The 23,830-nt window shown below is 70.3% G+C and carries 21 protein-coding genes; 9 read left to right on the top strand and 12 right to left on the bottom strand.

All coding sequences use genetic code 11. The features are described 5' to 3' along the window. Positions 1 to 103 precede the first annotated feature (103 nt). Positions 104 to 307 (bottom strand): cold-shock protein, encoded by a 204-nt coding sequence (locus ACFW48_RS19130; RefSeq protein ID WP_386316062.1) that lies wholly within the window; start codon positions 305 to 307, stop codon positions 104 to 106. A gap of 412 nt (positions 308 to 719) precedes the next feature. On the opposite strand from ACFW48_RS19130, the gene ACFW48_RS19125 reads away from it, so the two are divergent. Beyond that, entirely contained in the window at positions 720 to 1,154 is a 435-nt protein-coding gene (locus ACFW48_RS19125) for a VOC family protein (RefSeq protein ID WP_386316060.1), read from the top strand. 215 nt (positions 1,155 to 1,369) lie between these two features. Here the strand turns inward: ACFW48_RS19125 and ACFW48_RS19120 are convergent, their stop codons facing one another. Next, complete coding sequence (locus ACFW48_RS19120; protein WP_386316059.1) at positions 1,370 to 3,553, bottom strand: acyltransferase family protein; 2,184 nt, start codon at positions 3,551 to 3,553, stop codon at positions 1,370 to 1,372. 129 nt (positions 3,554 to 3,682) lie between these two features. Here ACFW48_RS19120 and ACFW48_RS19115 point away from each other — a divergent pair, with 129 nt between their 5' ends. The 6 genes from ACFW48_RS19115 (at position 3,683) to ACFW48_RS19090 (ending at position 7,067) form a co-directional block, all read left to right on the top strand. Next, positions 3,683 to 4,321, top strand: a complete 639-nt coding sequence (locus ACFW48_RS19115; protein ID WP_386316058.1) for an RNA polymerase sigma factor — start codon at positions 3,683 to 3,685, stop codon at positions 4,319 to 4,321. Further along, a complete protein-coding gene (locus ACFW48_RS19110) occupies positions 4,318 to 5,253 on the top strand; it encodes a CU044_5270 family protein (RefSeq protein ID WP_386316057.1) in 936 nt (311 codons plus the stop codon). Before ACFW48_RS19115 ends, ACFW48_RS19110 begins: the two co-directional genes overlap by 4 nt. A 497-nt stretch (positions 5,254 to 5,750) precedes the next feature. After that, on the top strand, positions 5,751 to 6,131 hold the full coding sequence (locus tag ACFW48_RS19105; RefSeq protein WP_386316056.1) for an RNHCP domain-containing protein: 381 nt from the start codon (positions 5,751 to 5,753) through the stop codon (positions 6,129 to 6,131). A gap of 21 nt (positions 6,132 to 6,152) precedes the next feature. Next, positions 6,153 to 6,584 carry an RNHCP domain-containing protein gene (locus ACFW48_RS19100; protein ID WP_386316055.1) on the top strand — a complete coding sequence of 144 codons (432 nt, stop codon included), beginning with the start codon at positions 6,153 to 6,155 and terminating at the stop codon, positions 6,582 to 6,584. Positions 6,585 to 6,721: 137 nt separating this feature from the next. Next, the gene (locus ACFW48_RS19095; RefSeq protein WP_386316053.1) at positions 6,722 to 6,898 is read left to right on the top strand and encodes a hypothetical protein; all 177 of its coding nucleotides are present in this window, start codon (positions 6,722 to 6,724) and stop codon (positions 6,896 to 6,898) included. A gap of 34 nt (positions 6,899 to 6,932) precedes the next feature. After that, positions 6,933 to 7,067 (top strand): hypothetical protein, encoded by a 135-nt coding sequence (locus ACFW48_RS19090; RefSeq protein WP_386316051.1) that lies wholly within the window; start codon positions 6,933 to 6,935, stop codon positions 7,065 to 7,067. A gap of 92 nt (positions 7,068 to 7,159) precedes the next feature. Here ACFW48_RS19090 and ACFW48_RS19085 read toward each other — a convergent pair whose 3' ends face one another. From ACFW48_RS19085 to ACFW48_RS19045, 9 genes are all read right to left on the bottom strand, one after another. Then, positions 7,160 to 8,371, bottom strand: a complete 1,212-nt coding sequence (locus tag ACFW48_RS19085; protein WP_386316049.1) for a geranylgeranyl reductase family protein — start codon at positions 8,369 to 8,371, stop codon at positions 7,160 to 7,162. Positions 8,372 to 8,433: 62 nt separating this feature from the next. Beyond that, complete coding sequence (locus tag ACFW48_RS19080) at positions 8,434 to 14,925, bottom strand: SDR family NAD(P)-dependent oxidoreductase (protein WP_386316048.1); 6,492 nt, start codon at positions 14,923 to 14,925, stop codon at positions 8,434 to 8,436. Positions 14,926 to 15,794: 869 nt separating this feature from the next. Then, a complete protein-coding gene (locus ACFW48_RS19075) occupies positions 15,795 to 15,965 on the bottom strand; it encodes a DUF5670 family protein (protein WP_386316046.1) in 171 nt (56 codons plus the stop codon). Positions 15,966 to 16,280: 315 nt separating this feature from the next. Continuing rightward, positions 16,281 to 17,078, bottom strand: coding sequence for an MFS transporter (locus ACFW48_RS19070; RefSeq protein WP_386316310.1), 798 nt, complete (start codon positions 17,076 to 17,078; stop codon positions 16,281 to 16,283). Positions 17,079 to 17,436: 358 nt separating this feature from the next. Next, on the bottom strand, positions 17,437 to 17,541 hold the full coding sequence (locus tag ACFW48_RS19065) for a MerR family DNA-binding transcriptional regulator (RefSeq protein WP_386316044.1): 105 nt from the start codon (positions 17,539 to 17,541) through the stop codon (positions 17,437 to 17,439). A gap of 308 nt (positions 17,542 to 17,849) precedes the next feature. After that, entirely contained in the window at positions 17,850 to 18,710 is an 861-nt protein-coding gene (locus tag ACFW48_RS19060) for an RICIN domain-containing protein (protein ID WP_386316042.1), read from the bottom strand. Between the two features lie 110 nt (positions 18,711 to 18,820). Then, entirely contained in the window at positions 18,821 to 18,958 is a 138-nt protein-coding gene (locus ACFW48_RS19055) for a hypothetical protein (protein WP_386316040.1), read from the bottom strand. Between the two features lie 416 nt (positions 18,959 to 19,374). Continuing rightward, complete coding sequence (locus ACFW48_RS19050; protein WP_386316038.1) at positions 19,375 to 19,911, bottom strand: nitroreductase/quinone reductase family protein; 537 nt, start codon at positions 19,909 to 19,911, stop codon at positions 19,375 to 19,377. Continuing rightward, the gene (locus tag ACFW48_RS19045; RefSeq protein ID WP_386316036.1) at positions 19,908 to 20,816 is read right to left on the bottom strand and encodes an SDR family NAD(P)-dependent oxidoreductase; all 909 of its coding nucleotides are present in this window, start codon (positions 20,814 to 20,816) and stop codon (positions 19,908 to 19,910) included. Before ACFW48_RS19045 ends, ACFW48_RS19050 begins: the two co-directional genes overlap by 4 nt. Before the next feature lie 539 nt (positions 20,817 to 21,355). On the opposite strand from ACFW48_RS19045, the gene ACFW48_RS19040 reads away from it, so the two are divergent. Next, positions 21,356 to 21,571 carry a hypothetical protein gene (locus ACFW48_RS19040; RefSeq protein ID WP_386316035.1) on the top strand — a complete coding sequence of 72 codons (216 nt, stop codon included), beginning with the start codon at positions 21,356 to 21,358 and terminating at the stop codon, positions 21,569 to 21,571. A gap of 248 nt (positions 21,572 to 21,819) precedes the next feature. Here ACFW48_RS19040 and ACFW48_RS19035 read toward each other — a convergent pair whose 3' ends face one another. Then, complete coding sequence (locus ACFW48_RS19035) at positions 21,820 to 22,875, bottom strand: protein kinase family protein (RefSeq protein ID WP_386316033.1); 1,056 nt, start codon at positions 22,873 to 22,875, stop codon at positions 21,820 to 21,822. A gap of 151 nt (positions 22,876 to 23,026) precedes the next feature. On the opposite strand from ACFW48_RS19035, the gene ACFW48_RS19030 reads away from it, so the two are divergent. Further along, on the top strand, positions 23,027 to 23,596 hold the full coding sequence (locus ACFW48_RS19030; RefSeq protein WP_386316031.1) for a transposase family protein: 570 nt from the start codon (positions 23,027 to 23,029) through the stop codon (positions 23,594 to 23,596). Positions 23,597 to 23,830: the final 234 nt, after the last annotated feature.

Here is a 23,830-nt window from a genome sequence, read left to right as displayed (position 1 = left end):
TCCGCAGATGGAATTTACTGCGGTAAGTGCATGCAGCTGGGGCCCGCACCCCGAAGGATGCGGGCCCCAGCTACGAAGTGCGCGCCCGCCGGGCGCGCCCGCGTCAGGCGAGAACGATGTTCTCGGCCGTCGGGCCCTTCTGGCCCTGCGCGATGTCGAAGTTCACCTTCTGGCCCTCGAGCAGCTCGCGGAAGCCCTGGGCGGCGATGTTCGAGTAGTGGGCGAACACGTCGGCGCCGCCACCGTCCTGCTCGATGAAGCCGAATCCCTTTTCCGCGTTGAACCACTTCACGATGCCAGTAGCCATGTCTTGCTCTCCTTCGGGGGCAGTGCGTCGGCGTCCGCACTGCACGGACGCCGTGTCGCCGCGATGATCACCCCGCCCGGAAAAGACCGGTCCAAAAAGTACTTCCATTCGGCACGGAAGCCGACTGGGAAGCACTTGAAATTCGGGAACCACAACTGCAACTGAGAACGACAGTAGCACGTTGCGGCGGTCTCGGTGTATTGAACAATTCTGTTCCGTTCAATGCTGTAAGGAAACTGCCTGCATGTTCCGTAAAATACTCACCCCGCGGGTGCAGATATCATGGTGTCCAGAACCCGCGGCCCATGCGTTCCTGACTCGAGTGGCACGTCCGCGGGACACCGTGGCTTGGGTCAACATGCGTTCCCAGGCCGGGAGATGTGCGACAGAGGGCCCCTGCTAGGGTGCGCCGATGTCATCGATCAAGCAGTTCCAGGTCACCTTCGACTGCGCAGAACCCGCGCGCCTCGCCGGCTTTTGGTGTGAGGTGCTGGGGTACGTCGTGCCGCCGGTCCCGGAGGGGTTCGCCACTTGGGAGGACTACCATCGCTCGCTGCCGCCTGAGGACCAGGTCACCTACTTCGCATGCAGTGACCCCTCGGGCGCGGGCCCGCGCCTGCTCTTCCAGCGCGTTCCCGAAGGGAAGATCGTCAAGAACCGGGTACATCTCGACGTGCGGGCCGGCACCGGACTCGTGGGGGAAGAGCGCCTCGCCACACTCGAGGCCGAATGCGCACGACTGGTCGCGCTCGGTGCGGTACACGTACGAACGCTCCTTGCCGATGACGACAACGAGTCGTGCATCCTGATGCAGGACATCGAGGGCAACGAGTTCTGCCTCGACTGAGCGTTCCGCGACGGCGAGACCGGGCCCGGCGACACCACCTCCACGCCCGACAGAGGGGAACAGTCATGCCGGGCCCGGAGCCGGCGGCCCCCTTGCGGGAACGCGGAAAACATCACGGGGTGGGAACATGCTGGGCTCCTCCCACGCCGGCAGTTCGGTCTGGCTCGCGGAGTCGGAGCGCGAGCGACGGCCCGACAACCCCGGGCACGCGGCGGTCAGTCGGCGGCGTCGTGTCCTCCCGCGACTCTCAACTCGCGGATCTCCTGCCGCAGTACCGGGGTGAGCGCCTGAGCGTAGGATTCCGCCACGTGGCTTTCATCACGGTAGACGAAGGCGTCTCCGACGACCGCGGGGCATCGGCCGGCCTGCGGACACAGCCACGGCTCGGGGTCGATGAACGCGGCGCCGGTGCGGCGGGCCGCCCTCTCGGCGGCCTTTCGGAGAGTCGGGGACTTGATCGCGTCCCGCTGGTCCACCTCGCAGTTCTCCAGCCGTAGCGGATGCCGCGCCGCGCACTCGACGACGTCCCCTCTCGGCCACGGGTTGTCGAGCAGCACGGCCACGCGGCCGGCGTCACGCACCAGCCTCCGGTACACATGTTCGTAGCCCGTCATCCATTCCCGCGGCGGATCCTCCATCCGGTTCACCGGCTCGGCCGCCTCGGACGAGGCGGCCACGACCAACATCGGCCGCAGCTCCGTGATCCGCTGCAGAGCCCTCTTCCTCCAGGTGTCACACGCTTCGTACGCTCTGCCATTGGCGCGGATCGTGACGTCGGCGGTCTTGCAGGACGCCTTCGTCAGCGACACCAGCCGCCACCCGTGCTCCCGGCTCAACTGGTCGAGCGCCGGGAACCACTGCGCCGCATGGGAATCGCCGAAGAGGACGACGACCTTCTTCGAGGACGTGTCCCCGTAGACGCAAGCGGGCGAACGTGTGGCGGTGTAGCCGACGTGACAGCCGTCTCGGTAGACGGCCGACCGCTGCTTCTTGATGTCCGGCAGTGAGGGGGAAAGATTGGCCGGCAACTCGGTTCCGGACGCGGCGATGAGGCCGACGAGCCGGCCCCGGGGGTCCTGGGACGTCGCGAGAGTCTCGCTCAGCTTCGGAGAGCGGACCCCGGAGCTGATCGTCGGCGGGAAGGACGCTGCGACGAGGCAGACGCACACGACGCTCGCGGACAGACCGAGGCCGAAGGCCGCCGCCGCCGTAGGTCTGCGACGCAGCGACGCGCGGAAGCGGACGGGGTCCTCCACCAGACGCAGGGTCACCCAGGCCAGCAGCAAGGCCACCGCGCTCAGTTGGAGGGACAGCGAAAGAGTGGCCGTGCGGTTCAGCGCCGCGGGACCGAGCATCAGCAGCGGCCAGTGCCACAGATACCATCCGTACGAGAGGTCCCCCGCCCAGGTTGCGGGACGCAGCGCGAGCAGTCGTGAGGCACCGGACAGGGACGGCCGGCACCCGCCGGCGATCACCAGGACCGCCCCGAGCACGGGCAGACATGCGAAGTGCCCGGGGAAGGGCGTATCGGCGTCGTAGAGCAGGGCCGACGCGATGATCGCGGACAGCCCGAGCCACGAACCCGTCCTGGACACGGAACGCGGTACGCGCGCCAGCGCCCCGGCGCCGAAGGCCAGCAGGCCTCCGGCACCCAGTTCCCACAGCCGGGTGTGGGGACCGAAGTATGCCCAGGACGGCGCGCCCGTGGTCGCCTTCACGCTCAGGACGTACGAGACCAGGCAGAGCCCGCCCAGCGGCAGGGCCCTCAGCCAGGGACGTCGCAGCGCTTTCCAGGTCACCGCAAGGAGTGCGGGCCACAGCAGGTAGAACTGCTCCTCCACGGACAACGACCAGAAATGCTGGAACGGCGACGGCGTGCCGCCCTCCTGGAGGTAGTCGGTTCCCGAGAGCGCCAGGTTCACGTTCATGACGTACAGGGCGCTGGTCAGCGCGTCGTGCAGGAACTCCTCGTAACGGATCTTCGAGGCGAAGAGCCGGCAGCACACGATGGTGGACAGGCAGACCAGCGTCGCCAACGGGAGGATGCGCAGCGCGCGTCTGCCGTAGAAGCGCCGCAGGGGCAGGGAACCGCTCTGTCCGGCCTCCCGCAGCAGGCCGGATGTGATGAGGAAGCCGGAGATGACGAAGAAGACGTCGACACCGACGTAACCGCCGGCGAGGTGGGGGAGTCCGGCATGGGCGAGCACCACCAGGGTGACGGCCAGTCCGCGCAGTCCCTGGATGTCGCGTCGGAAAGGAGGCTTGGGCCGACTGCCGGCACGGGGCGCTCGGTGCGCGTGTGCCGGTGGCGGGGATCCTTCCGGCAGTTCGTGCGGCCGGACCGGCCGTCTCGGCGACGATGCACGTCTGGGGCGGAGGACGATGGGGGTGCGTGTCACACTTCGGACTGTCCGCAGGCGCGGGGCGATTACTGTCGCTCAGGTCACACGACGTCCTTCCATCTCCCTCCACCCACCCGTATGACGCACGTCACTGATGCGCTGCGTGTCCTGCGGACAGTTACAGGCGTGGAGCACTCACTGCGCGCCCGTGTCCGAGCGGGGGACCCCGAGGCCTTCGGCCGACTATTCGACACCTATGCATCGACGGTCCACCGGCACGCCGTACGGGTCACGGGAAGCTGGTCCACGGCCGAGGACGTCGTGTCGCTGACCTTCCTCGAGGCCTGGCGGCTGCGTGAACGGGTGCTGCCGGAGGGGGACAGCCTGCGCCCCTGGTTGCTCGGCATAGCGACGAACGTCATACGCAACATCGCGCGGACGGCGCGCCGGCACCGGAACGCGCTCGCGCGGCTCCCTCCCGCCGCCCCGGTCCCCGACTTCGCCGACGAGGTGACGCAGCGGCTGGCCGACCAGGAGGAACTGGTCGCCGCACAGCGGGCGCTGAGCGGCATGCGGCGGGCGGAGCGGGAGGTCTTCACCCTGTGCGTCTGGGAGGGGCTCGACACCGCCGAGGCAGCCGAGGCGCTCGGGGTGGCGGCCGGCACGGTACGGGTGCGGTTGTCGCGTGCCAGGAAGAGACTGCGTGAGCTCACGGACGCGGAGCGCGGGCGACGGCCCGCCGCGGCACGGCACGCTGCCTCCGGCACCCCGACACGTGAGCGGCTCAGCCGAGTGGACCAGTGCGCAAAGGAGAGGAATCGATGACCCCGGAGCGGCACCGCGGGCTCGAGTACGAGGAGTTGGCCGAGCTGTTGCCGGCTCCGGGCGACCCGACGCTCGGCCCGGAACGGCACCGGGCCCTCAGGCGGCACCTGATGCGGGAGATCGGGAAGAAGCGGATGGCCGCGCCCCGGACGTTCCCCGGTCGGCGGCTCGTCGTCTGGGCGGCGCCACTGGCCCTGGCGGCCACCGCGGTCACGGGGACGGTGGTCGTCACCGAGCTGCAGGGCGAGCAGGAGGTAGTGCAGACCCCGAGCCGGGTCACCACGACAGTCGGCGATCCCCCGGTGATCACGATGAACAAGGATCAGTTCCTGTACAAACGGCGTGTGATGTCGGGGGATTACACCGGGTTCCAGGGCGACGCGGAGGTCGTCCAGCGCGAGGACTGGCTTGCAGTGGACGGCGGGCGGGACGGTCTGGTCCTCACGGGACCGGAGGACGCGGTCACGGACCGTCTTGATCCGGCCGCGCCGACGACGGAACACATGGCCATGTCCGGCGGCACGGACTACTGGGAACAACTCCGGGAGCTGCCCACCGACCCGCAGAAGCTGCTTGCGTACATCTACCGGGAAACGCAAGGGCAGGGCCCGACCCATGAGGAGGCCGTCTTCGAGCACATATCCGCCCTGCTCGAACCGGCCGTCCTGGTCCCCGGCCTCGGTGAGGCGCTCTACCAGGCCGCGCGCCGGATCCCCGGCGTCGTTGTCGAGAACGAGGTTCAGGACCGGGTCGGGCGCACAGGCACCGGCCTGGTTCTGCCCAACTCCGGTACGGGCGACCGTGCCTTGGTATTCGACGTGTCGAGCTTCGTCTTCCTCGGCGTCGAGCGAACTACCGCGCTGCTCGAGATCGGTGTCGCCGACCGGGCCGGTGAGGCGCCGGTCGCGTCCTGGAAGCTCGCTTCCAGATGACACCGGCTGGACTACGACCGCTCCGGCCGGGACATCCCCTTGCGGTGTGCACACCTCCGCGTTGGGATCGCCTGGAGGTCGCTGAGGTGGCTGACGCCGCACCACGGTGCGCAGGGACCACGCCCAGGTCCGGAGGCGTTCGGTGATACTGCTCGTGTATGCCCGGGACAGGGATGGGCCCCATAAATGCGTTGGCGGCGTCCTGGAGCCGTGATTACTCTGTCGGTGCTCCGTCGACCTGCTCTGGGCCAGTCGCGCCCTGGAAAAGAGACTTTATGCCCCGGCCCGCGCTGAGCGCGCCTCGCCGCACCGCCTGACCGTCCGCTCCCTTTGATGCCGGCCCTGCCGGTCGGTAGCCGGACGTGTTCCGGGCTGTTCTGGCCCCGCCCACATCACCGAGTCCGCACGCATGTCGCGGCACAGGGCGGGCCTCTTCGTCGAGGCCGCTCGGCCTGCTCTTGCTGTCATCACAGACCACTCAGCAAGGAGCACACCGGGTGTCCAGCACCAGAAAGACTCTCTCAAACACTCCGCGCAACGTCCTCACCGGAACCTTCCTCTGCGCGTGGTGCGGCCTTACCGTGTCCACCGTCGCCGGCGACGGCACACGGCGGAATCACTGTCCGTCGTGCCTGCACTCGCAGCACGTTCTCGACCGCGTCGAGGGCGGCCCCAGCGACTGCAACGGCCGTATGTCGCCGATCTCCATCGCAGTACTGCGAACCGGTGACTGGATGGTCATCCACCGTTGCGTGCGCTGCGACGAGCTGACCTCCAACCCCGTCTGCACGGACGACAACCAGCTCATCCTCATGCGTATGGCCGTGCGGCCACTGGCGCAACCACCCTTCCCGCTCGAAGTGTTCGGTGACCTCTGAGCCGGAAGGAGAAGTGCGATCATGCCAAGGCGTAGCAAGAAGCCGCACAGGCGTGCGCAGGCCGTGCGGCGACCGCAGCGGCGCAAAGACGTCCTCCACGGCCAAGGAGGGCACCGGGCGAACGATTTCCGGTGCGTGGCTTGTCGGCTCGACGTGTCGCTGGACGCGCCCGGCACCACACACCGCAATCACTGCCCGAACTGTCTGTCCAGTCTTCACGTCGACCGACGAGTCCCGGGCGACCGGGCCGCGGACTGCAGAGGTCGGATGGAAGCACTGAGCATGTCGGTACGGCCCGATGGTGAATGGATGATCATCCACCATTGCCTGTCCTGCGGTGAGCTCAGCGCCAACCGCATCGCGGGCGACGACAACGCACTGGCCCTGGTGCGCCTGGTACTCAAACCCCTGCGGGACACCAGCATCGCCCATCGCGTGCTGCTGACCCTTTGACCAGGAGATCCATTTCCAACGTTCCGGACCGGAGCCGGAACCGAGCGAGTGTGACCGCCGCCCGGCAGGAGGCGGCGGTCTTCTCGGATCCAGCCCTGCTCCAGCCCTGCGGCGCTCCACGGCTCTTGGGAGGCCGGGTGAAGCCGTTCGAGCTCACCAGGAGTCCGGCCGCCGGCAGAGGGTGGCGGCATCCATCGACCAAGGTGCACTGCGGCGGGCACGTCGTGGCCATGTACGGCTACGACGAGCAGGACGCCTACCTGGTGGACACCGCCCCGCAGGGGGTGGCTGCAGCGCAGCGAAAATCCGGGTGAAGACCTGCCACGGGCCGCCACCCTCTGGACGCAAGTGGCCCCACTCGTCGCGACAGCAGGCGAGTCCGGCGACGCGAAGAACCTCGTGCAGGCCGACTCCATCCTCCACGAGCTCTCGCGCGTCGAACGCGATGCGACGCGGGAACTCAGCACGCTCACGGGAGCCTGACCGGCGGGCCGGGTGCGGAGCCGGAGTCGGATCGAGGCGACAGCGCAGGTGCCGGCCAAGATGTAGGCGCCCTCGTCGACCTGAACGGCGGATCACAACGCCGAGTTCTCGCGGGCACGAGGGAGGCGGGTGGCCAGCGCGGTGGCGCCGCGCGCCATGGGCAGAGCCATGATTCCGGCCACGCTGGTGCGGCCGGCGATGTAGGCGTCGAGACGGCGCCATGCGGGAGGCACGCGGGTCAGGGCGGTGTGGACGAGTCCGGGGTTGCGGGCGAAGAGGTTCATCAGCGTGCCGCTGGCACGCATCTCGACGCCGAGGACGTCGTCGATCTTCCGCCCGTAGCGGTCGGCGGTGGCGCTCACCTCCGAATCGTCGGCGGCGGAGACGAGGCGGGCTGCGGCCTGGCCCGCGAGGTCTCCTGAGCGCAACGCGTAGGAGATGCCTTCCCGGGACCAGTGGTCGAGGAGAGCGGCGGCGTCACCGGCGACGAGTACGCGTCCGCGGGCCAGCGGGGAGTCGGGGTGGCGGCATCGGGTCAGGTGGCCGGTGTCGTGGAGGGGACGGGGGCCGACGAGCCCGTGCCGGGCGAGGAAGTCCTCCTTGTAGGCGCGCAGGGCGGCGGGGTTGCCGCGGGCGGCCACGACTCCGGCGGTGCAGACGTCGCCCTTGGGGAAGACCCAGCCGAAGGAGCCCGGTAGTGGACCCCACTCCATCAGGAGGCGGCCTCGCCACCGGTCGGCCGTCCGCTCGTCGACCGGTACCTCGACCTCCAGGGCGAGGTCGACCTGGGCGCACCGCACGCCCACGTACCGGGCGACTCTGCTGGCGCTGCCGTCGGCGCCGACGACGGTTCGGGTGCGGAGGGTGTCGCCGCGGTTGGTCCTGACGGTGACGGTGCCGCCCTCCTGCTCCAGGGTGGTCAGCGCCGTGCTGTCGCGGACGGTGGCGCCCGCGACGGCGGCGGCTTCGGTCAGTGCCGCGTCGAGCTCGCTGCGGTAGACCATGGTGAGCGTGGGGGATGTGCAGCTGAGGGTGCGTTCCCTGCGGCCGTCGAGGGCGAAGGTGAACCGTCCGGCCTTGTCGTACACCTTCAGGGGCAGGCCGGGTGGCAAGGCGGCGAGGGACGCTCCGATGAGGCCGCCGCCGCAGGTCTTGTAGCGGGGGATGGCGGCGCGCTCCAGCAGCAGCGTCTTACAGCCGTTCTCGGCGGCGACGCGGGCGGCGGTGGCGCCGGCCGGGCCGGCGCCGACAACGATCACGTCCCAGGTGCCGGATGTACGGGCGGGGGCGGGGGGAGGGGGCATGCGGTGGTCACCTAGGGGTCGGGCGGAACGGGTGGGCGGGGAGGGGGAGTCGGCTCGGCCGCCTACGAGGGGGTGGCGGCCGGGTCCGTCTCGGGGGGCACGTTGTCCTGTCCCTGTTCGGGGTCGAGGCGGGCCAGGAGGTAGCGGGTGAGCGCGGAGGCCGTCGGGTGGGTCCACATCACCGTGGTGGGGATCTCCAGGGCCAGTTCACGTTGCAGGCGGTTGCGCAGGGCGATGGCCATCAGCGAGTCCAGGCCGAGGGTCACCAGGGACGTGTTGGCGTCGAACCGGTCGGTCTCCAACCGCAGCACCGCGGAGATGTGTTCGACGACCTGGGGTTGGAGGATCTGCTGCCGCTGCTGGGGGCAGCTCGTCTCCCGCAGGGAGTCCAGCAGGACGCTGCGGGTGCCGGCGGAGTCCGCGCCCACCGCCGAGGCGGCCAGCTCGGCGAAGAAGGCGGTGCGGGCGGTGGCGGGGTAGGACTCCAGCCACCGTGCCATGTCGACGGGCGTGTAGGCGGTGCGATCACGGTCGTGGGAGAGCACGCGTTCCAGGGCTGCGATGCCCTCCGCGGGCGCGATCATGGCGTAGCCGCGTTCCGCCATCCCGGTGCCGCGGCCGACCTCTGCCCACGGCCCCCAGTTGACGCAGGTGGCCGGCAGTCCCTGGGCCCGGCGCCAGGAGGTGAACTCGTCCAGCCAGGCGTTGGCGGCGGCGTAGGCGCCCTGACCGGGGTTGCCCAGCAGCGACGCGGCGGAGGAGAAGCTGACCCACCAGTCCAGTTCCTGGCCGCCCGTGGCGTGGTGGAGAAGCCAGGCGCCGGTGGCCTTGGGGTGCCAGACCTTCTCCAGGAGGGCGGGGGAGAGGTTGGCGACGGTGGCGTCCTCGACGACGGCCGCTGCGTGGACGACACCGCGCAGCGGGTGCCCCGTGGCCAGGGCGGCCCGTACGAGGGTGTCGGCGACGCCCGGTTCGGCGAGGTCCCCGCTCACGACCTCGACGCGGGTGCCGAAGTCGGCGGTGATGGCGTCGAGGGCCGTTCGAGTGGCTGCGGTGGGGGCACTGCGGGAGATGAGTACGACGGCCGCGGCGCCCCGTTCGGCCAGCCACCGGGCGACCAGGAGTCCCAGTCCGCCGAGGCCGCCCGTGACCAGGTAGCTCGCGTCGACCCGTACGACGGGGACGTCCTCCGGTCGCACGGGCAGGGTGTCGGTGCCCTCGGCGGGCCAGGTGAGGACGAGTTTGCCGGTGTGCCGGGCGGAAGCCATGGTGTGGAAGGCCGACGACGCCTCGGCGACGGGGTGTTCGGTGACGGGCAGCGGCGGCAGGGTGCCGTCCGCGAGCATGCCGGCCAGCTCACGGTAGCCCTCGGCGAGCAGTTCCGGGTCCTGCCGCATCATCATCAGCACATCGACGCCGGCGAAGGTGACGTTGTGCCGGAAGGGCAGCAGCCCCAGCCGGGTGTTGGCGTAGATGTCCCGCTTGCCGAGTTCGAGGAAGCGGCCCCGGTGCGCCAGCAGATCGAGGCTCGCGGACTGCGCCGGACCGGTGAGGGAGTTGAGTACGACGTCGACGCCGCGCCCCTCGGTGAGATCACGCACCTGGTCGGCGAAGTCCAGGGTGCGGGAGTCCATGACGTGCGCGACCCCCAGGCCACGCAGGTACGCCCGCTTGGCCTCGCTGCCCGCGGTGGCCCAGACCTCGGCGCCACAGGCTCGCGCGAGATTCAGCGCGGCCAGGCCCGTTCCGCCGCTCGCCGAGTGGATGAGCAACTTCTCGCCCGGCCGGATCCTGGCCAGATGCCGCAGGGCGTACCAGGCGGTCAGGTAGGCGCACGGCAGGGCGGCGGCGTCCTGCGCGCTCATCCCGTCCGGCACCGGCAGGAGGCAGTCGGCGCGGACGTTCGCGAAGGAGGACATGACGGTGTCTTCGGCCGCGTCCACGAACATCGCGGCGACCCGGTCGCCCTCCCGTACGCCCCGGACGCCGTCGCCGACGGCGGTGACGACGCCCGCGCCGTCGAACGCGCTGACGTCGCCGTGCTCCTCGCCCGCGCTGAAGCGTTGGTAGACACCCATGGCCTGGAGCACGTTGATGAAGTTGACGCTGGTGGCGTCGAGGCGGATCTCCACCTCGCCCCGAGCGGGTCGGCGGCGGGACTGGGCGACGCACTCGAAGGAGTCCAGGTCGCCGGGGCGCGCGAGGTGGAGGGCCACCCGGTCACGCGCGCGGTCGACGGTGGCGCGGCGGCGTTCCCGCTCGTCCAGCGGGGCGTTGCGCAGTCGCGCCAGATGACGCGTCCCGTGCCGGTAGGCGACCTCGTCCTGCTCATCCGGGCAGGACAACAGCTCCGCGGCCACGTCCTCGACCGGCGTCGGCGCGTCGACGTCCAGGACGCCGGGGCGCAGTTCGGGGTGCTCGTAGCTCAGGACCCGTACGAGCCCGCGCAGACCGGCCTGTTCCAGGTCGGGTCCGTCCTCGGGCAGGACCTGCTGCGCGGTGCCGGTGACGGTCCACAGGCGTGGTGCCGCCTCGCCGTCCGCGCCCCGCACCAGTGCGCGGGCCGTCTCCGCCAGGCGGGCGACCTGTTCGCGGGCGTGCCGGTCGGGTCGTGACGCGCCGCCGGACGCGGGCAGGTACACCACCGCCTGCCACGCGGGCCCGGAGGGCAGGACCGGCGCGGCGCCGAGGGGGGCGAGTGTCCGGACGTCCACCGCGGCGCCCCGTTCCTCCAGGGCCCGGCCCAGGTCGGCCGCGTACGGCTCGCGCCCGGGCTCCGCCAGCAGCACCCAGCCGCCGGTCGCTTCCCTCGGCTCAGGACGCTCGCTCGGCTCCCAGGACGCCCGGAGCAGACGGCGCTCGAAGCGTTCCTCGGCGCTCTCGGCGGGCACGTGGCGGAACTCCACGCCGGTGGCGTCGGCGGCCACGGACCCGTCGTCGGCCCACAGCCGGAAGTCCGCCGTGTACCGGTCGCCGTCCGTCCCCGTCAGGGTGACCAGGCAGTATCCGCTCAGCGGGACGGTTGCGTACAGCCGCAGCTCCTCGATGCTCCGGGGCAGGATGCCACCGGCGGGCACGCCCCCGGTGCGTAGTACGGCACCGGCGACGGCCTGGAGGCAGGTGTCCAGCGCGACCGGATGGCAGTGGAGCGACTGCGCCCCGCCACGACCCCCGTCGGGTACCCGGAGACGGGCCAGGAGCCGCGCGCCCGCGCGGTCCGCCGGAGCCCCGTCCCCGTGCAGGGACTGCAGGCCGAGGAAGGACGGGCCGTGATGCACACCGCGCTCCTCACGCATCTGCCGGTAGACGTCCGCCGTGTCCACGACCAGGGGGAACTCCGCGAGCAACTGCCGCGGGTCGCGGCCCTGCGGGACGGGACCGCCTTCGGGCGTGACGTGCAGGGACGCCTGGGCGTGCCGGACGGAAGTGCCGTCGGCGGTGGTGCTGACCACCCGCCAGCGGGCGGTGTCCGGGCCGGCCTCCTCGGCGGTGGCGGTGACGGGCGTGCCGTCGGTGGCCGGCAGCAGCAGCCGTTCCAGTTCGACACCGGTGACGCGCAGACGCCCGGGGCCGGCGGTGTACAGATCGGCCGCGGCGGCGAAGGCCATCTCGCACAGAGCCGCGCCGGGCACCACGGTCACATCGTTGACGCGGTGCGCGTCCAGCCAGGGCAGGGTCGTGGGGGTGACGCGGGTCTGCCACAGGTGGCGGCCCTCACCATCGGGGTCCGCGGTGTGCGGTCCGGTCAGCGGGTGCGAGGCGGGGGAGGAGTGCGCCCCGGCCGACTGACGCAGGGGGGAAGGATCGACGACGTACCGCGTACGCTCCCAGGTGGTCGGCGGTACGTCGGCCAGGGCGCCGTCGCCGTAGCGGTCGGCCCAGTCCAGCGGGTGGCCGGCGCAGTGCAGCGCCGCCACGTGGGCGTGGAACGCCAGCGCGTCGTCGGTGTCGCGCAGCAGGGAGGGCACGACCGCCGTGCCGCTGTGGGAGTGCGCGGTGAGCGTGGCCTGCACCGGGTGGGCCAGCATGGGGTGGGGCCCGATCTCGACGAACAACCGGTGCCCGTCCTCGGCCGCGGCCCGCACCGCGTCGGTGAAGCGCACCACCCTGCGGAGGTTGTCCGACCAGTAGGCGGCGTCGAAGGTGGCACGTTCGCGCGGGTCGTCGGTGACGGTGCTGTAGAAGGCCGCTGTCGGCTGCCTGCCGTCGACCTCGGCGAGCGCGTCGGCGAGGTCGGGCAGGATCGGGTCCATGTGGGCGGTGTGCGAGGCGACATCGACGTCGATCACGCGGATGCCCACGCCGCGGGCGTCCCAGTCCTCGGCGAGACGGCGGATGCGGTCCGCGTCACCGCCGATGACGGTGTTCTCCGGTGACGCGACGACCGCGACACTCACCCCGCGTACGTCGTCCTCCGCCAGCAGCCGTTCGACTTCGGCACGGCTCAGGGCGACCGAGGCCATCAGGCCCTGTCCGGCGGTCCGCAGGATCAGGCGGGACCGCCGGCAGATCACCCGCACCCCGTCGCGTACGGTCAGCGCTCCCGAGGCCACCGCGGCGGCGACCTCTCCCATGGAGTGGCCGATCACGGCGGCCGGTTCGACGCCGTGGGACCGCCACATCGCCGCCAGACCCAACTGGATGGCGAAGATCACCGGCTGCACCCGGTCGAACCCGGTCACCACCTCGGGACGGCACAGGGTCTCACGCAGCGAGAAGCCGGACTCCTCGGCAACGAGCGGTTCGAGTACGTCGATGATCCGGGTGAACTCCGTGTCCCGGTCGAGGAGTTGACGGCACATGCCCGCCCACTGGGAGCCGTGTCCGGAGAAGACCCACACCACGCCCTGCGCGGCGTCCGGCACCGGCCTGCCGGTCGCCACCCCGGTGGGCAGCGCCGTCCCGGCCGCCAGTTCCTCCAGCCGTGCCACCAGCTCCGGCCGGTCGGCGGCGACGACGGCGGCCCGCTCCCGGGCGGGCGAGCGGCGCACGGCCAGGGTGTGCGCCACATCGCCCAGCGGGACCTGCGAACCCTCTCCCCGCAGCCACCGGGCCAGACGGCCGGCCGCGGCCCGCAGGGCGACGGGAGTGCCCGCGGACAGCGGGAACACGCGCAGGGGCTCGCCGGCCCGGAGCGGGGCGGAGCCGTCCTCCGTGAACGGGGTGGACTCGTCGACCCTGAGCGGGGCGGACCCGTCGGTCGCAACCGGACGGGCCGTACGCCGGGCCGGGGAGGACGAGGGCGGTTGCTCCACAACGATGTGCGCGTTGGTGCCGCTGATACCGAAGGACGACACCGCCGCCAGCCGGGTACCGTCCCGCACCGGCCACTCGGTCGTGTCGGTGGGCACGAACAGCCGGGTGCCGTCGGCGTTGATCTGCGGGTTCCAGTCCCGGAAGTGCAGGCTGGCCGGCACCCTGCCGTGGCGCAGGGACGCGATGGCCTTCAGCAGACCCGCCACCCCCGACACCGGTTCGGTGTGACCGATGTTCGTCTTCACCGAGCCCAGCGCACACCGGTCACGGCCCTTGCCGTACACGGCGGCCACCGCGGCGAACTCGATGGGGTCGCCCACCGCCGTGCCCGGACCGTGTGCCTCGACCATGCCGACGTCAGCGGCCTCCACACCCGCGCGCTCCAGCGCCAGACGGTACAGATCGATCTGCGCGGGCTCCGAGGGCGCGCTCAGCCGCGTACCCCGCCCGTTCTGGTTGACCGCCGTGCCACGCAGCACCGCCAGCACCCGGTCCCCCGCCCGTACCGCGTCCGAAAGGCGCTTGAGCACGACCACCCCGCAGCCCTCTCCGCGCACGTAGCCGTCGGCGGCGGCGTCGAAGGCGTGGCAGCGGCCGGTGGGGGAGAACACACCCCACAGCGCGGGCGCGATAACACCCTCCGGTCCCAGGGTCAGCATCGCGGCCCCGGCCAGCGCCACGTCCGACTCGCCGGCCCGCAGGCTCTGGCAGGCGGAGTGCACGGCGACCAGACCGGACGCGCAGGCGCTCTCCACGACGACCTGAGGACCTCTGAGGTTCAGCATGAAGCCGACGCGGCCGGGACCGATGCTGTCGAAACCGGTGTACATCGCGTAGGCGTTGACCTCCTCGAGAGGCCGTTGCACACGCAGCATGTAGTCCTTCTGGTAGACCCCGAAGAACATGCCCGTGGGCGTGCCCGACAGCCGCTGGGCCGGGATGCCGGCGTGCTCGATGGCCTCCCAGACCACCTCGGACAGCAACCTGTGCTCCGGATCGACCCAGGGCGCCTCCTGCGCGTTGATCCCGAAGAACTCCGGCTCGTACGCGTAGACATCGTCGTCCAGGAAACAGCCGTACCGCAGCCGGTCCGCGACCTGGGCGGGGAGACCGGCCAGCTCCGCCTGCTCCCACCGGTCACCGGGCACCTCCCGTACGGTCTCCCGGCGCGCCATCAGCAACCGCCAGAGCGAGGCGAGGGACCTGACCTCGCCGGGGAACCGGCAAGCGGCGCCGACGACCGCGACCGGCTCGTCCTGAGCCGCTCCGGGCTCCTCGACATCGGGTTGTGCATGCATGAGCGGTCCGTCCTTCACCACGAGGAAGCCGGGAGGCGCCCGGCTTCCGGCGCGCTCTCCACCACGCCGTCAGGTCGACCGTGCGTGGCACTGGACATTTCGGCATGCGGCTGGGCGTGGGCCGAGGATGTCTGGATTGCGAGTAGTAGCGCGTCGGAGACTCACAACGCCCCAACGCATCGGATTCAGCCGCTCGGGCGGGTTCTTAACGGATCATCGGTGTCGGACGGCGGCGGTGGCGCCCGGAGGAGTGGTGGTCGGTGTGCCCGGTGGCGGCTGATCCGGTTCGCCGCACACCTGGGCGCGCTCTCCGACCGCGCGAGCGGGGCCTGGTGGGGAACGGCGGCCGGACCCGGGGCGCAGAGACGCCGCGCGACCTCACCTCTATGGCCTGAAGGCCGCATGAGGGCGGAGATGGGCTCCACCGGCCGGGCGCCAGACGCCGTACCGGGCCCCTCGCCGGGGAGCCGACCGAAGCGATCGTGGCCGCGCGGGCTGCTGTCGACGGACCGGACGGGTTGGGGAGCCCTCGCCTCCTACGCGACGTAGGTGGCGCTGTCCGAGACGGGCCCGTGGTTCACTCCCGGCATGGGCGGTGCCCAGGCGGACATCGCACACACCTCGTCGAGGACGGGGTGTCGTTGCGGTTCGTGGGGATCGACAACCGCTGTGCGTCCGCGCAGGTCCAGCGGCGTAGATCGACAAGTGCAGCGGTGGCCGGCGGAAGGTGAGGGACGCCGGCGGGAAGCTCCCCATCGTGCTCACCGGCATGAAACGGCTACAGGCAGCCGGGCTGGCCGGACGGGGCTGGGGCCCCGGACACTGTCCGGGGCCCCACCACGGGCTCGGTTCGGTTCGTGCTGGCTGAACTACCAGCGATACCACCGGCCCTTACGACCACCGCTGCCCGCGGTACGGATGACGAAGCCCAGCAGCCAGACCACCAGCACGATCACAGCGATCCACCACAGTGCCTTGAGGGCGAAGCCCGCACCGAACAGGATGAGAGCCAGCAGCAGGACGAGAAGCAGGGGAACCATAGTTATCAACCTCCGCCGCTCCTGGTGCCCGTCGCCAGGCAGAACACACAACAGATTCCCTTGGTTTCTTCACCATCCCAGCGGGCAGTAACCTCGGTTTCTCCATGCGCATCCGCCGGTCTGCGGCTCCGGCGCAGCGCCCCACGTCTACCGCGTGACCGGCCGATCGTCCGGGACGCATCGGCTGTTGCCGGTGCTGCTTGGCTTGGGCGGTGCCCTGTTCATCGAGCCGCCCTTCCCGCACGGTGGCCGCCGCTATGCCGGTTGCCGTAGTTCCGTTTGCGGAAGGCGATGCGCGGTGTGGGCGCCGGCTTGTCAGGTGACGACGTCGCTGTCGGCGGAGGAGATGCTGGTGCTTTCCCGGTCCTCCGCCGAAGGAGCTGACCACGGGGCCCTGGCCGTCCGGTTCGGAGTAGACGGTGGCCGTGCCTTGGAGGTCGTAGCTGAGGTCGGCAGCATTGCGTTGCCATGGATCCTCCGCGGGGTCCCTGCACCGGGGGCGGGGTAAGGGCCCAGGCGAAGAAGGCCCAACATGCGACCGCAGTCAGAACGTACCGATCGCCGATGCCGCTCAAGGCGAGCCCGGCGGCCAGAGCCAGCGCGATGGCGTGGCCCGCGAGGACCCCGCGCAGGCTTCGCTGCGGGCCCCAGGCATCCCCTGCTCGCCCCGACCAACAAGGCCCCGGCGAGGCCGGCAGCTCCGACGAGGAACAGCACGAACGACAGCAGGACGTACGAGCTGCCTGCGACCTCAGACGTGAACGGTCCGAGGCAGGTGTAGAACATCGGGCCGCCGCTTGCCGCCAGGAATGTCACGGCCACTAGGCGGAGTACAGCACGGTTGCGCAGTGGCGCCAGGCGTTCTCGCAGCGGGGCCACCGCGCCGCCGGGCACGAGCGGCGCGGTGGCCAGCAGGCCCGCAGCTGCGATTGCCCCGACCGCGGCGATCGTCCAGGATGTCGCACGCCACCCGAGGGCCCCGCCCAGCCATGAGCCCAACGGCACTCCGCTGAACAGCGCGGCGGTCATCCCGGCCGTCACAACACCCAGGTACCGTCCCTGCGCGCCGTCAGGGGCACGGGCGGCTGGCGTGGCGAGGGCCGCCGAGGCCACCGCCGCTGCACACAGGGCCACGGCCACACGCGCACCCGTCACCGTCCGGGGTCAGGAACAAGATGTACGGCCAGCCCGGCGGGGCAGCTCTCTTCAGCGGTCTACCACCTCCGTGGAACGCGGTACGTCCGTCGCACGCTAGGCAGTGACACCGGTGTCAGGGTCGAGCGCCGGAACGCAGCAGCCGTGCGGAGCCCCCTGTATCCGCCGCTTCGGCCCGCAGATGGGCGATGCGCTCCACGAGTTCGCTCCGGTGCCGCTGGAGTTCCGCCGCCTTGGCCTCCGCGTGCCAAGCGCTGCTCGTGCATGGCGAGGACTTCGTCGGGACTGCTGTCGCAGGCCAAGAAGTCTTCGGTCCTCAGCCCTTGCTCGTCCGTGCCGCCTCCGGCAAGCCCTGCCGCTCGTAGGAGCGAATCGAGCGGCGGCCTGCGCCAGTGCGCTCGGACAGCTCCCCGATCTGCATGATCGCCTCCGCGTGACATCAGGCCCGCGGTACGTGGGCCCCGCAACTCGGCGGGTGGCCGTTCGCAGGCGTTCGGCGGCCATGGCCAGGCTATGCCGCAGGTCTCGAAGTACCGGCCGGCGCCACGCTCGTGCGTCTCCAGCTCGACTCGGTAGATCCGCGGGCCTGTCGCTGTCGCCGCCTTCGTTCGGGGCCGCTTGCGGCACCTTTCACCGGTTGATCACCGGCAGGCTCCAGCCGTGCTCGGCCGGCAGTCTGGCCGCCGTCCCCTGGCCGGACGTGGCGCGGGGACGGCGGCCACCGTCAGGTCAGGCGGGGGTGAACTGCTTCCAGGCCTGGGCGCCGGTGCCGTTGCACTCGTGGATCTGGACCCGGACCCCGTTGGCGAAGTTCGCGTAGGGCACGTCCAGGCACTTGCCGGACCGGGGGTTGGTGAAGGCGGCCGGGGTGGGCTGGTCGTAGCGCCACTGCTGGGCGCCGGTGCCGTTGCACGTGTAGATCTGCACCGTGGTGCCGTTGGCGGTTCCCCCGTCGGCCACGTCCAAGCACTTGCCGGAGTTCGGATTCACCAAGGTGCCCTCGGGCGTGGTCTGCCAGATCTGGCCCAGAGAGCCGTTGCAGTCCCACAACTGCACCGGCGTGGCGTTCTCCTTGCCGGCGCCGCTCACGTCCAGGCAGTGCGCGCCGCCGTCGGGGCTGTAGGTGAACCGGGTGGGCGTTGCCGCCGGGCCGGTCACGGTGAACGTGCACCACGCCGACCAGGCGGACGGGCCGTCGGGGCCCTCGGCGCGGATCCGCCATTGGTAGTCACCCGGGCTGAAGGTGCTGGTGGGGAGCTGGATGTCCCACCCGTGGCCGAGCGGCCCCGTACTGACCGGGATTGTCCGGAACGGCTGTTCGCCCAGGCGCGCGAGTTCCAGCGTCCCGCCCAGGTCGGGCTGCGGGTCCAGGCCCTTGACCGAGGCGGCGAACAGCGGTCCGAACGTGTTGGTCGTGCTGAACGTCGGTTGGGGCTGACGGCCACAGAGCTGGAAGCCCGCGTAAGGGCCGTCGGAGATCCGCAACGTCTCGGGCACATCGGTCGTCGTGGCCGCCGACGCGGCGGCAGGAACGCCGAGGCAGGCGGCCAGGCCCAGGGCCGCCGTGACCACGGAACGTATCCCTCTCATGCTCACTCCATCCAAAGATCAAATATTCGGCTGTCGAGAAGTGCACCCCGTGGAACACCCGTATGTCAGCTGTGGCGGCGCTCGTGTAAGAGTTCCGTCATCTCTACGGATCAGCCGCGCGGTACCGAGGCGAACAGGCCCGACACGCACGACGCGTCCAGGTCCGCCCACAGCGTCTTGTCGATCAACGAGTCGTACGGATCGAGGACGGGCACACCCGGCGGGACCCTCTTCCGCGGTCCGGCCAAGCGGAGTTCACCGCCTTCAGCACCTCCGGTACGCCACGCCGAGGTTGTGCTCAGGACCCGCATTGACGCACCGGCAAGATGCCCACGACAGCGCCGTCGTCGGAGACGCAGGCCAGGGGCGCCGGGCTGTCGGTGTGGAGCTGGAGCTGCCCGATCACCGTGGCGACGTGAGCGCGCTCCTTGGCGGCCAGGCCGTGCAGCGGCAGGGAGAGGTCGCGGCGGGCGGTCAGGCCCAGGTGCGCGGCGGCCGCCGATCACCGAGTACCAGGCGTCGCAGCCGGCCACACTGATCACCCCGCAGCCCGGAAACGTCTCCGCTCACACCCGCTCGGCCCTCGACACCCCAGCCATACAGTGGAGGTGCCGCTCAGGTCACTGGACGCTGTCCGGCTGCCTCCGGCACGCTCGTGGTGCTTTCAGGGTGTCTGCGGGCTGACGACAACAGTGAGGGCGAAGACCCGGATATCGCGTCGGCTGTGGTGGGCGTAGTCGTCGAAGCAGGGCATCCAGGCGATGATGTGGTCTCGGACCGCTTGCTGTTCTTGGGGAGTCAGCAGACGCGCCCGTACCGACAGAGAAGTGCCGCGCCAGTCGACTGTGGCGTGCGGTTCACGCAGTACGTGATGGGACCAGGAGGGGTGCCGGGGCCGGCCGAAGTTGGTCGCCATGACGATGAAGGTGTCGGCGGCGGCCCGGCCGGCCAGGAGAGGCGTGGCGCAGGCAGTGCCGTCACGGCGGGTGGTGTGGAGGACCAGGACGGGAGCCAGCAGCCGGCTGGGCATCCAGCGGCCCTTGGTCCACCGGTGGAACCGCAGGTCCAGGCGGGGCAGCAGGCGCGGGCCCCAGCGGCGCAGGAGCCGGCTGTCACCGACCTTGCGCAGGAACCGCTGCCGGCTTCTGGCGAACCGCCGGCTTCTGGCGAACTGCTCCACGGTCGGCCGCGGTGCCGTCATGAGTGTGCCTCCCTCTGAACGGGCCACCTCGGCGAAGTCGGGAACGGGTGACCGGTCAGTCGTTGGGACAGGCGCCACAACTGCTCGACGGCACGGGCGTCATGGGCACGCTGCGCGGCCCGTACACGTACCGGAGTGCCGGACCATTCCCAGCGACCTCCTGGACCGAAGAATTCTCCACCGACGACATGGGGGTCGGTTGCGGCTCTCAGGAGTGGCCAGGCCGCCTCCGGCGGGGAGTGCCATTGTGCTTGCCCCCATTCCAGCAGCCGGGCCTCGAGGCGACGGCCGTCGGTGCGCAGAGCGCGGGAGCCCAAGGCGGTGTTGGCCAGGCCAGGATGGGCGGCAACCGCCCGTAGCGGCAGCTCACGGGATCGCGCCCACGCCGTGAGCCCGTGAGTGAACAGCAGGTTCGCCGCTTTGGAGTCGAAATAGGCCCGCCAGCGGTGGTAGCGCCGGGGCCGGTGCGGACGGTCGGTCCTGCACCGGCCCAGCCAGTGCAGGACGGAAGAGACGTTCACCACGCGGGGCTGCGACGCGCCCAGCAGAGCGGGCAGCAGGTGTCCGGTCAGAGCGAAGTGACCGAGGTGGTTCACGGCGAAGTGCATCTCGAACCCGGCCGGGGAGCGGGTGTACGGCAATGCGGCCACGCCGGCGTTGTTGACCAGCAGGTCCAGCCGCCCTCCCACGAGCTGCGTGATCTGTTCGGCGGCCTCGCGTACCTGATTGAGCTGAGCCAGGTCACACATGACGCTGTTCACCCGCGCCGCCGCGACGCGGCGGCGTAAAGCGTCAGCTGACGCGCGACCTTGGGAGGCGGACGGGCACAGGATGATTACGTGTGCTCTGTGCCGGGCCAGGTGTTCGGCCGCTGCCGCGCCGATGCCGCAGGAGGAGCCCGTCACCACTGCCGCCTGTCCGGAGAGATCGGCGACCTCCGCGGGTGTCCACGAGCCTCGCCTACTCCGCCAGCGCCGCCACGGGCCAGGAATACCGGCACCATCGCCTCCGGTCATGCAGGTGTGTCTCTCTTCGCCGTTCTCCACACGTGGTGCAACGACCGTCTGCCCGGGCAAGGAACGGCTCCCGCCCGCCGGGCACGGAACCGCACCCGTACCGCAGGCTCTGCCCCTGTACGGGTGCGGGCCGGGCAACCGGACACCCGCGCCGGCGGTCGCACCTGCCTGGCGTTTGCCGTCCGAGAGCGTGATGGCGATGGCAACGGAGAGTGGTGACGCCGACATGCCTGTGACGCCGCCCGGCGAGGGGAGGTGCAGTGAGCCTCCGCCAACTTGAATGAGCAGGTCAGCGGTCTGGTGCGGTCGGCTCTCGAAGTGCTCGCGCTGGTCGTGGGCAGCAGTCTGCGGAGTAGATCGTCTGACAGATCCGGAAAGTTCGCTGGTTTCTACTCGCTGGAGTCAGGCGGCTATTTACGATCCGGTGCATGGATCCCGAGCTGCTGGAACGGATCACCGCGCGGCGCGCGGAACTGGACGAACTCGAAGAGAAGCTGGCCAGGCAGCTGGTGGAGGTGCGGGCTGAGCGAGACGAACTTGCTGTCGCCGAACGGGTTTTTGGCGGGTGGGCGAACAGATCGCGAATGAGCGCGTCTCGGCCTCGTTGGTGCCCGCGCAGGTGGGTGGGCGGGCGGTCGTGCTGATCCCACACCGCACCTCCGATGTGAAGGAGAACGTGCTTCCGCCGGACTACCAGCGCATTCTCGCCGCCGTGAGACAGGCCGCTGGACCTGTCATGGCTCGGCAGGTCGGCGAAATGCTGGGTGGACGTCAACATCCGATCCAAGCTGGAACCGCTGCGCGGAAAGCTGGTCAGACTCGCCGACCGCAGCCGGCTGCGGAAGCTACCCGACGGCCGGTTCACCACCTGCCTGTGACCGGCTGCCGCTGATCACGTACTTCGCCGCATCCGACAGATCGTTGCCAGCGGATGGGGAGCTGCTCGGCTCACCTGCTGAAACTCGCGATAGAACTTGCCCATCACCGCGGCGACCGGTGCGTGACGGACAAGGAGCGTCGCGACCGACGCGGGAACCCCCTCTGGGGGCACCCCTTGGGCGCACGCATTCACAAACGTTTTGCGTTCTTCCGGTGTGTAGCCGTAGAGAGCGACGGCCAGCCAGTTCACCAGGTGGGTGACGGCATAGTACTGGTCGTAGGTGCGGTGCTGGTCGAAGAAGTCGGCCTCGTCCCGTGTGAGGTCGAAGCGTGAGGAGATCGCGAGGCCGAAGTCGGTGAAGAAGAGCTGTCGGCCGTCGGTGAGGATGTTCTCGAAGTGGGCGTCGAAGTGCAGAAGTCCGCGGGCGTTCATGAACGAGATGCCGGCTTTCAGCTCCTCGTCGACCATGGCGCAGGCCCGCTCGGCCGCCTCGTCGCCGGCCCCGATCTGGACGCCCAGCCAGTCGTGCAGGTTCTGCGGGATGTACTCCAGGAACAGCACGAGGCTTGCCGTGGAATGCTGGAGAGCTTCGATCCTTCGGCGCACCGCTGATCCGCCTCCCCAGTAGGCGACAGCTCGATTCACATCGGCCAGTTCCTCGGGCAGCGGCTGGCCAGAGTCTGGGATCACCCGCCAGTGGTACATCAGGGGGAAGCCCTCGTAGTCTCCCGCGATCACCCAGTTCGTCGTCATGGTGTGCGCGGCCAGCTCCCGCCAGGCCCCGAACCCCGGGCCGCCGATGGTGCCGATGCCGTAGTGGCAGAAGGCTGGGAGTCCGAACAGATTCGCGGTGGAGTGAACATGCTCCGGCCGTCGCTCCAGATCGGTCAGCCGTACCTGCTTGACGAAGACCCGGGTTCCCTCAACCTCCAGCAGGAGCATTTTTCCACCGATGCCCGACCCCAGCGGTGCGCCGGCGTCCATGAACTCGCGCAGACTGCGGTCACTGCGCAGCGCCAGCGATGTGGAAACGGCGCCGTGGGCGGCCAGACGAGCGCCGCGGGACATATCAGGGCCCTTCACTCACGCCTCCAACCGTGCCCCGCCTCCTGTTCAACGGCTTCAGCAGACACCGGGACGGGGGCCAAAGACCACCCTCCCACGTCGGAGCCGGTGAGATGCGGCGTAACTGGAGGTGCTGCAGGTGGGGTTGAGGTCGTTGGCGAAAAACGAAGGGCCTGCCGAGAATTCCCGCGCACTTACTTACCAGTGCCGTTTATCGCTGTCCACGCGTACCGTCAGCCACCTCGCCGGTCTGCTGCGACGCCATCTGAAGCTGATCCGTTCCAGGTGGCGGATCCTGTCGCCTGGAAGGGTCGCGGTGATCGTCCTAGCCGTGCTGCGTCATGATCAGCGCTTGGCCGACATGGCTGGCGGCAACAACGTGTCCGAGTCCACCGTCCGCCGTTGGCGCGACGAGCTGATTGGACTGCTTGCCGCCCAGGCTCCGCGCCTGGACCGTGCCTTGAAGAAGGTCGCCAAGCAGGGCGGAGAAGTGGTCCTGATCGACGGCACCCTCATCCGCACCAGGCGCCGCAGCGGTAAGGCCGTCCGGCGAAACTACTCCGGCAAGCACCGAAGCCATGGCCTGCACTTCCTCGCCCTGACCGACGAGAACGGGCGCCTGATCTGGATGCCCGCTGCCCGGCCCGGCCACACCATGACAACACCGCCGCCCGTCACGACCACATCCTGGCTCACCTGCGCGCCGCCGGCCTCGGAGCGCTGACCGACCTCGGCTTCCGTGGCCTGGACAACGACATCCTCGACCCTGTGATCATTACCGGCTACATCGCCACCCGTACCACAAGCTCACCCCGGGGCAGAAGTAAGCCAACAGGGTCCTCGCAATCGGACGGGCGCCGGTCGAGCACGGCTTCGCCCACCTCAAGAACTGGCGGATCCTTGCCAAGCCCCGCACCGATCCCGCTCGCGCCACCCGCCTCCTGCGTGCTCTGCTCGT

It is taken from the genome of Streptomyces sp. NPDC058812 (genome assembly GCF_042744565.1).
In the GTDB taxonomy this organism is placed as follows: Bacteria; Actinomycetota; Actinomycetes; order Streptomycetales; family Streptomycetaceae; genus Streptomyces; species Streptomyces thinghirensis.
The sequence above is the reverse complement of the archived record's forward strand: the minus strand, read 5'-3'. Positions and strand labels throughout refer to the sequence as shown.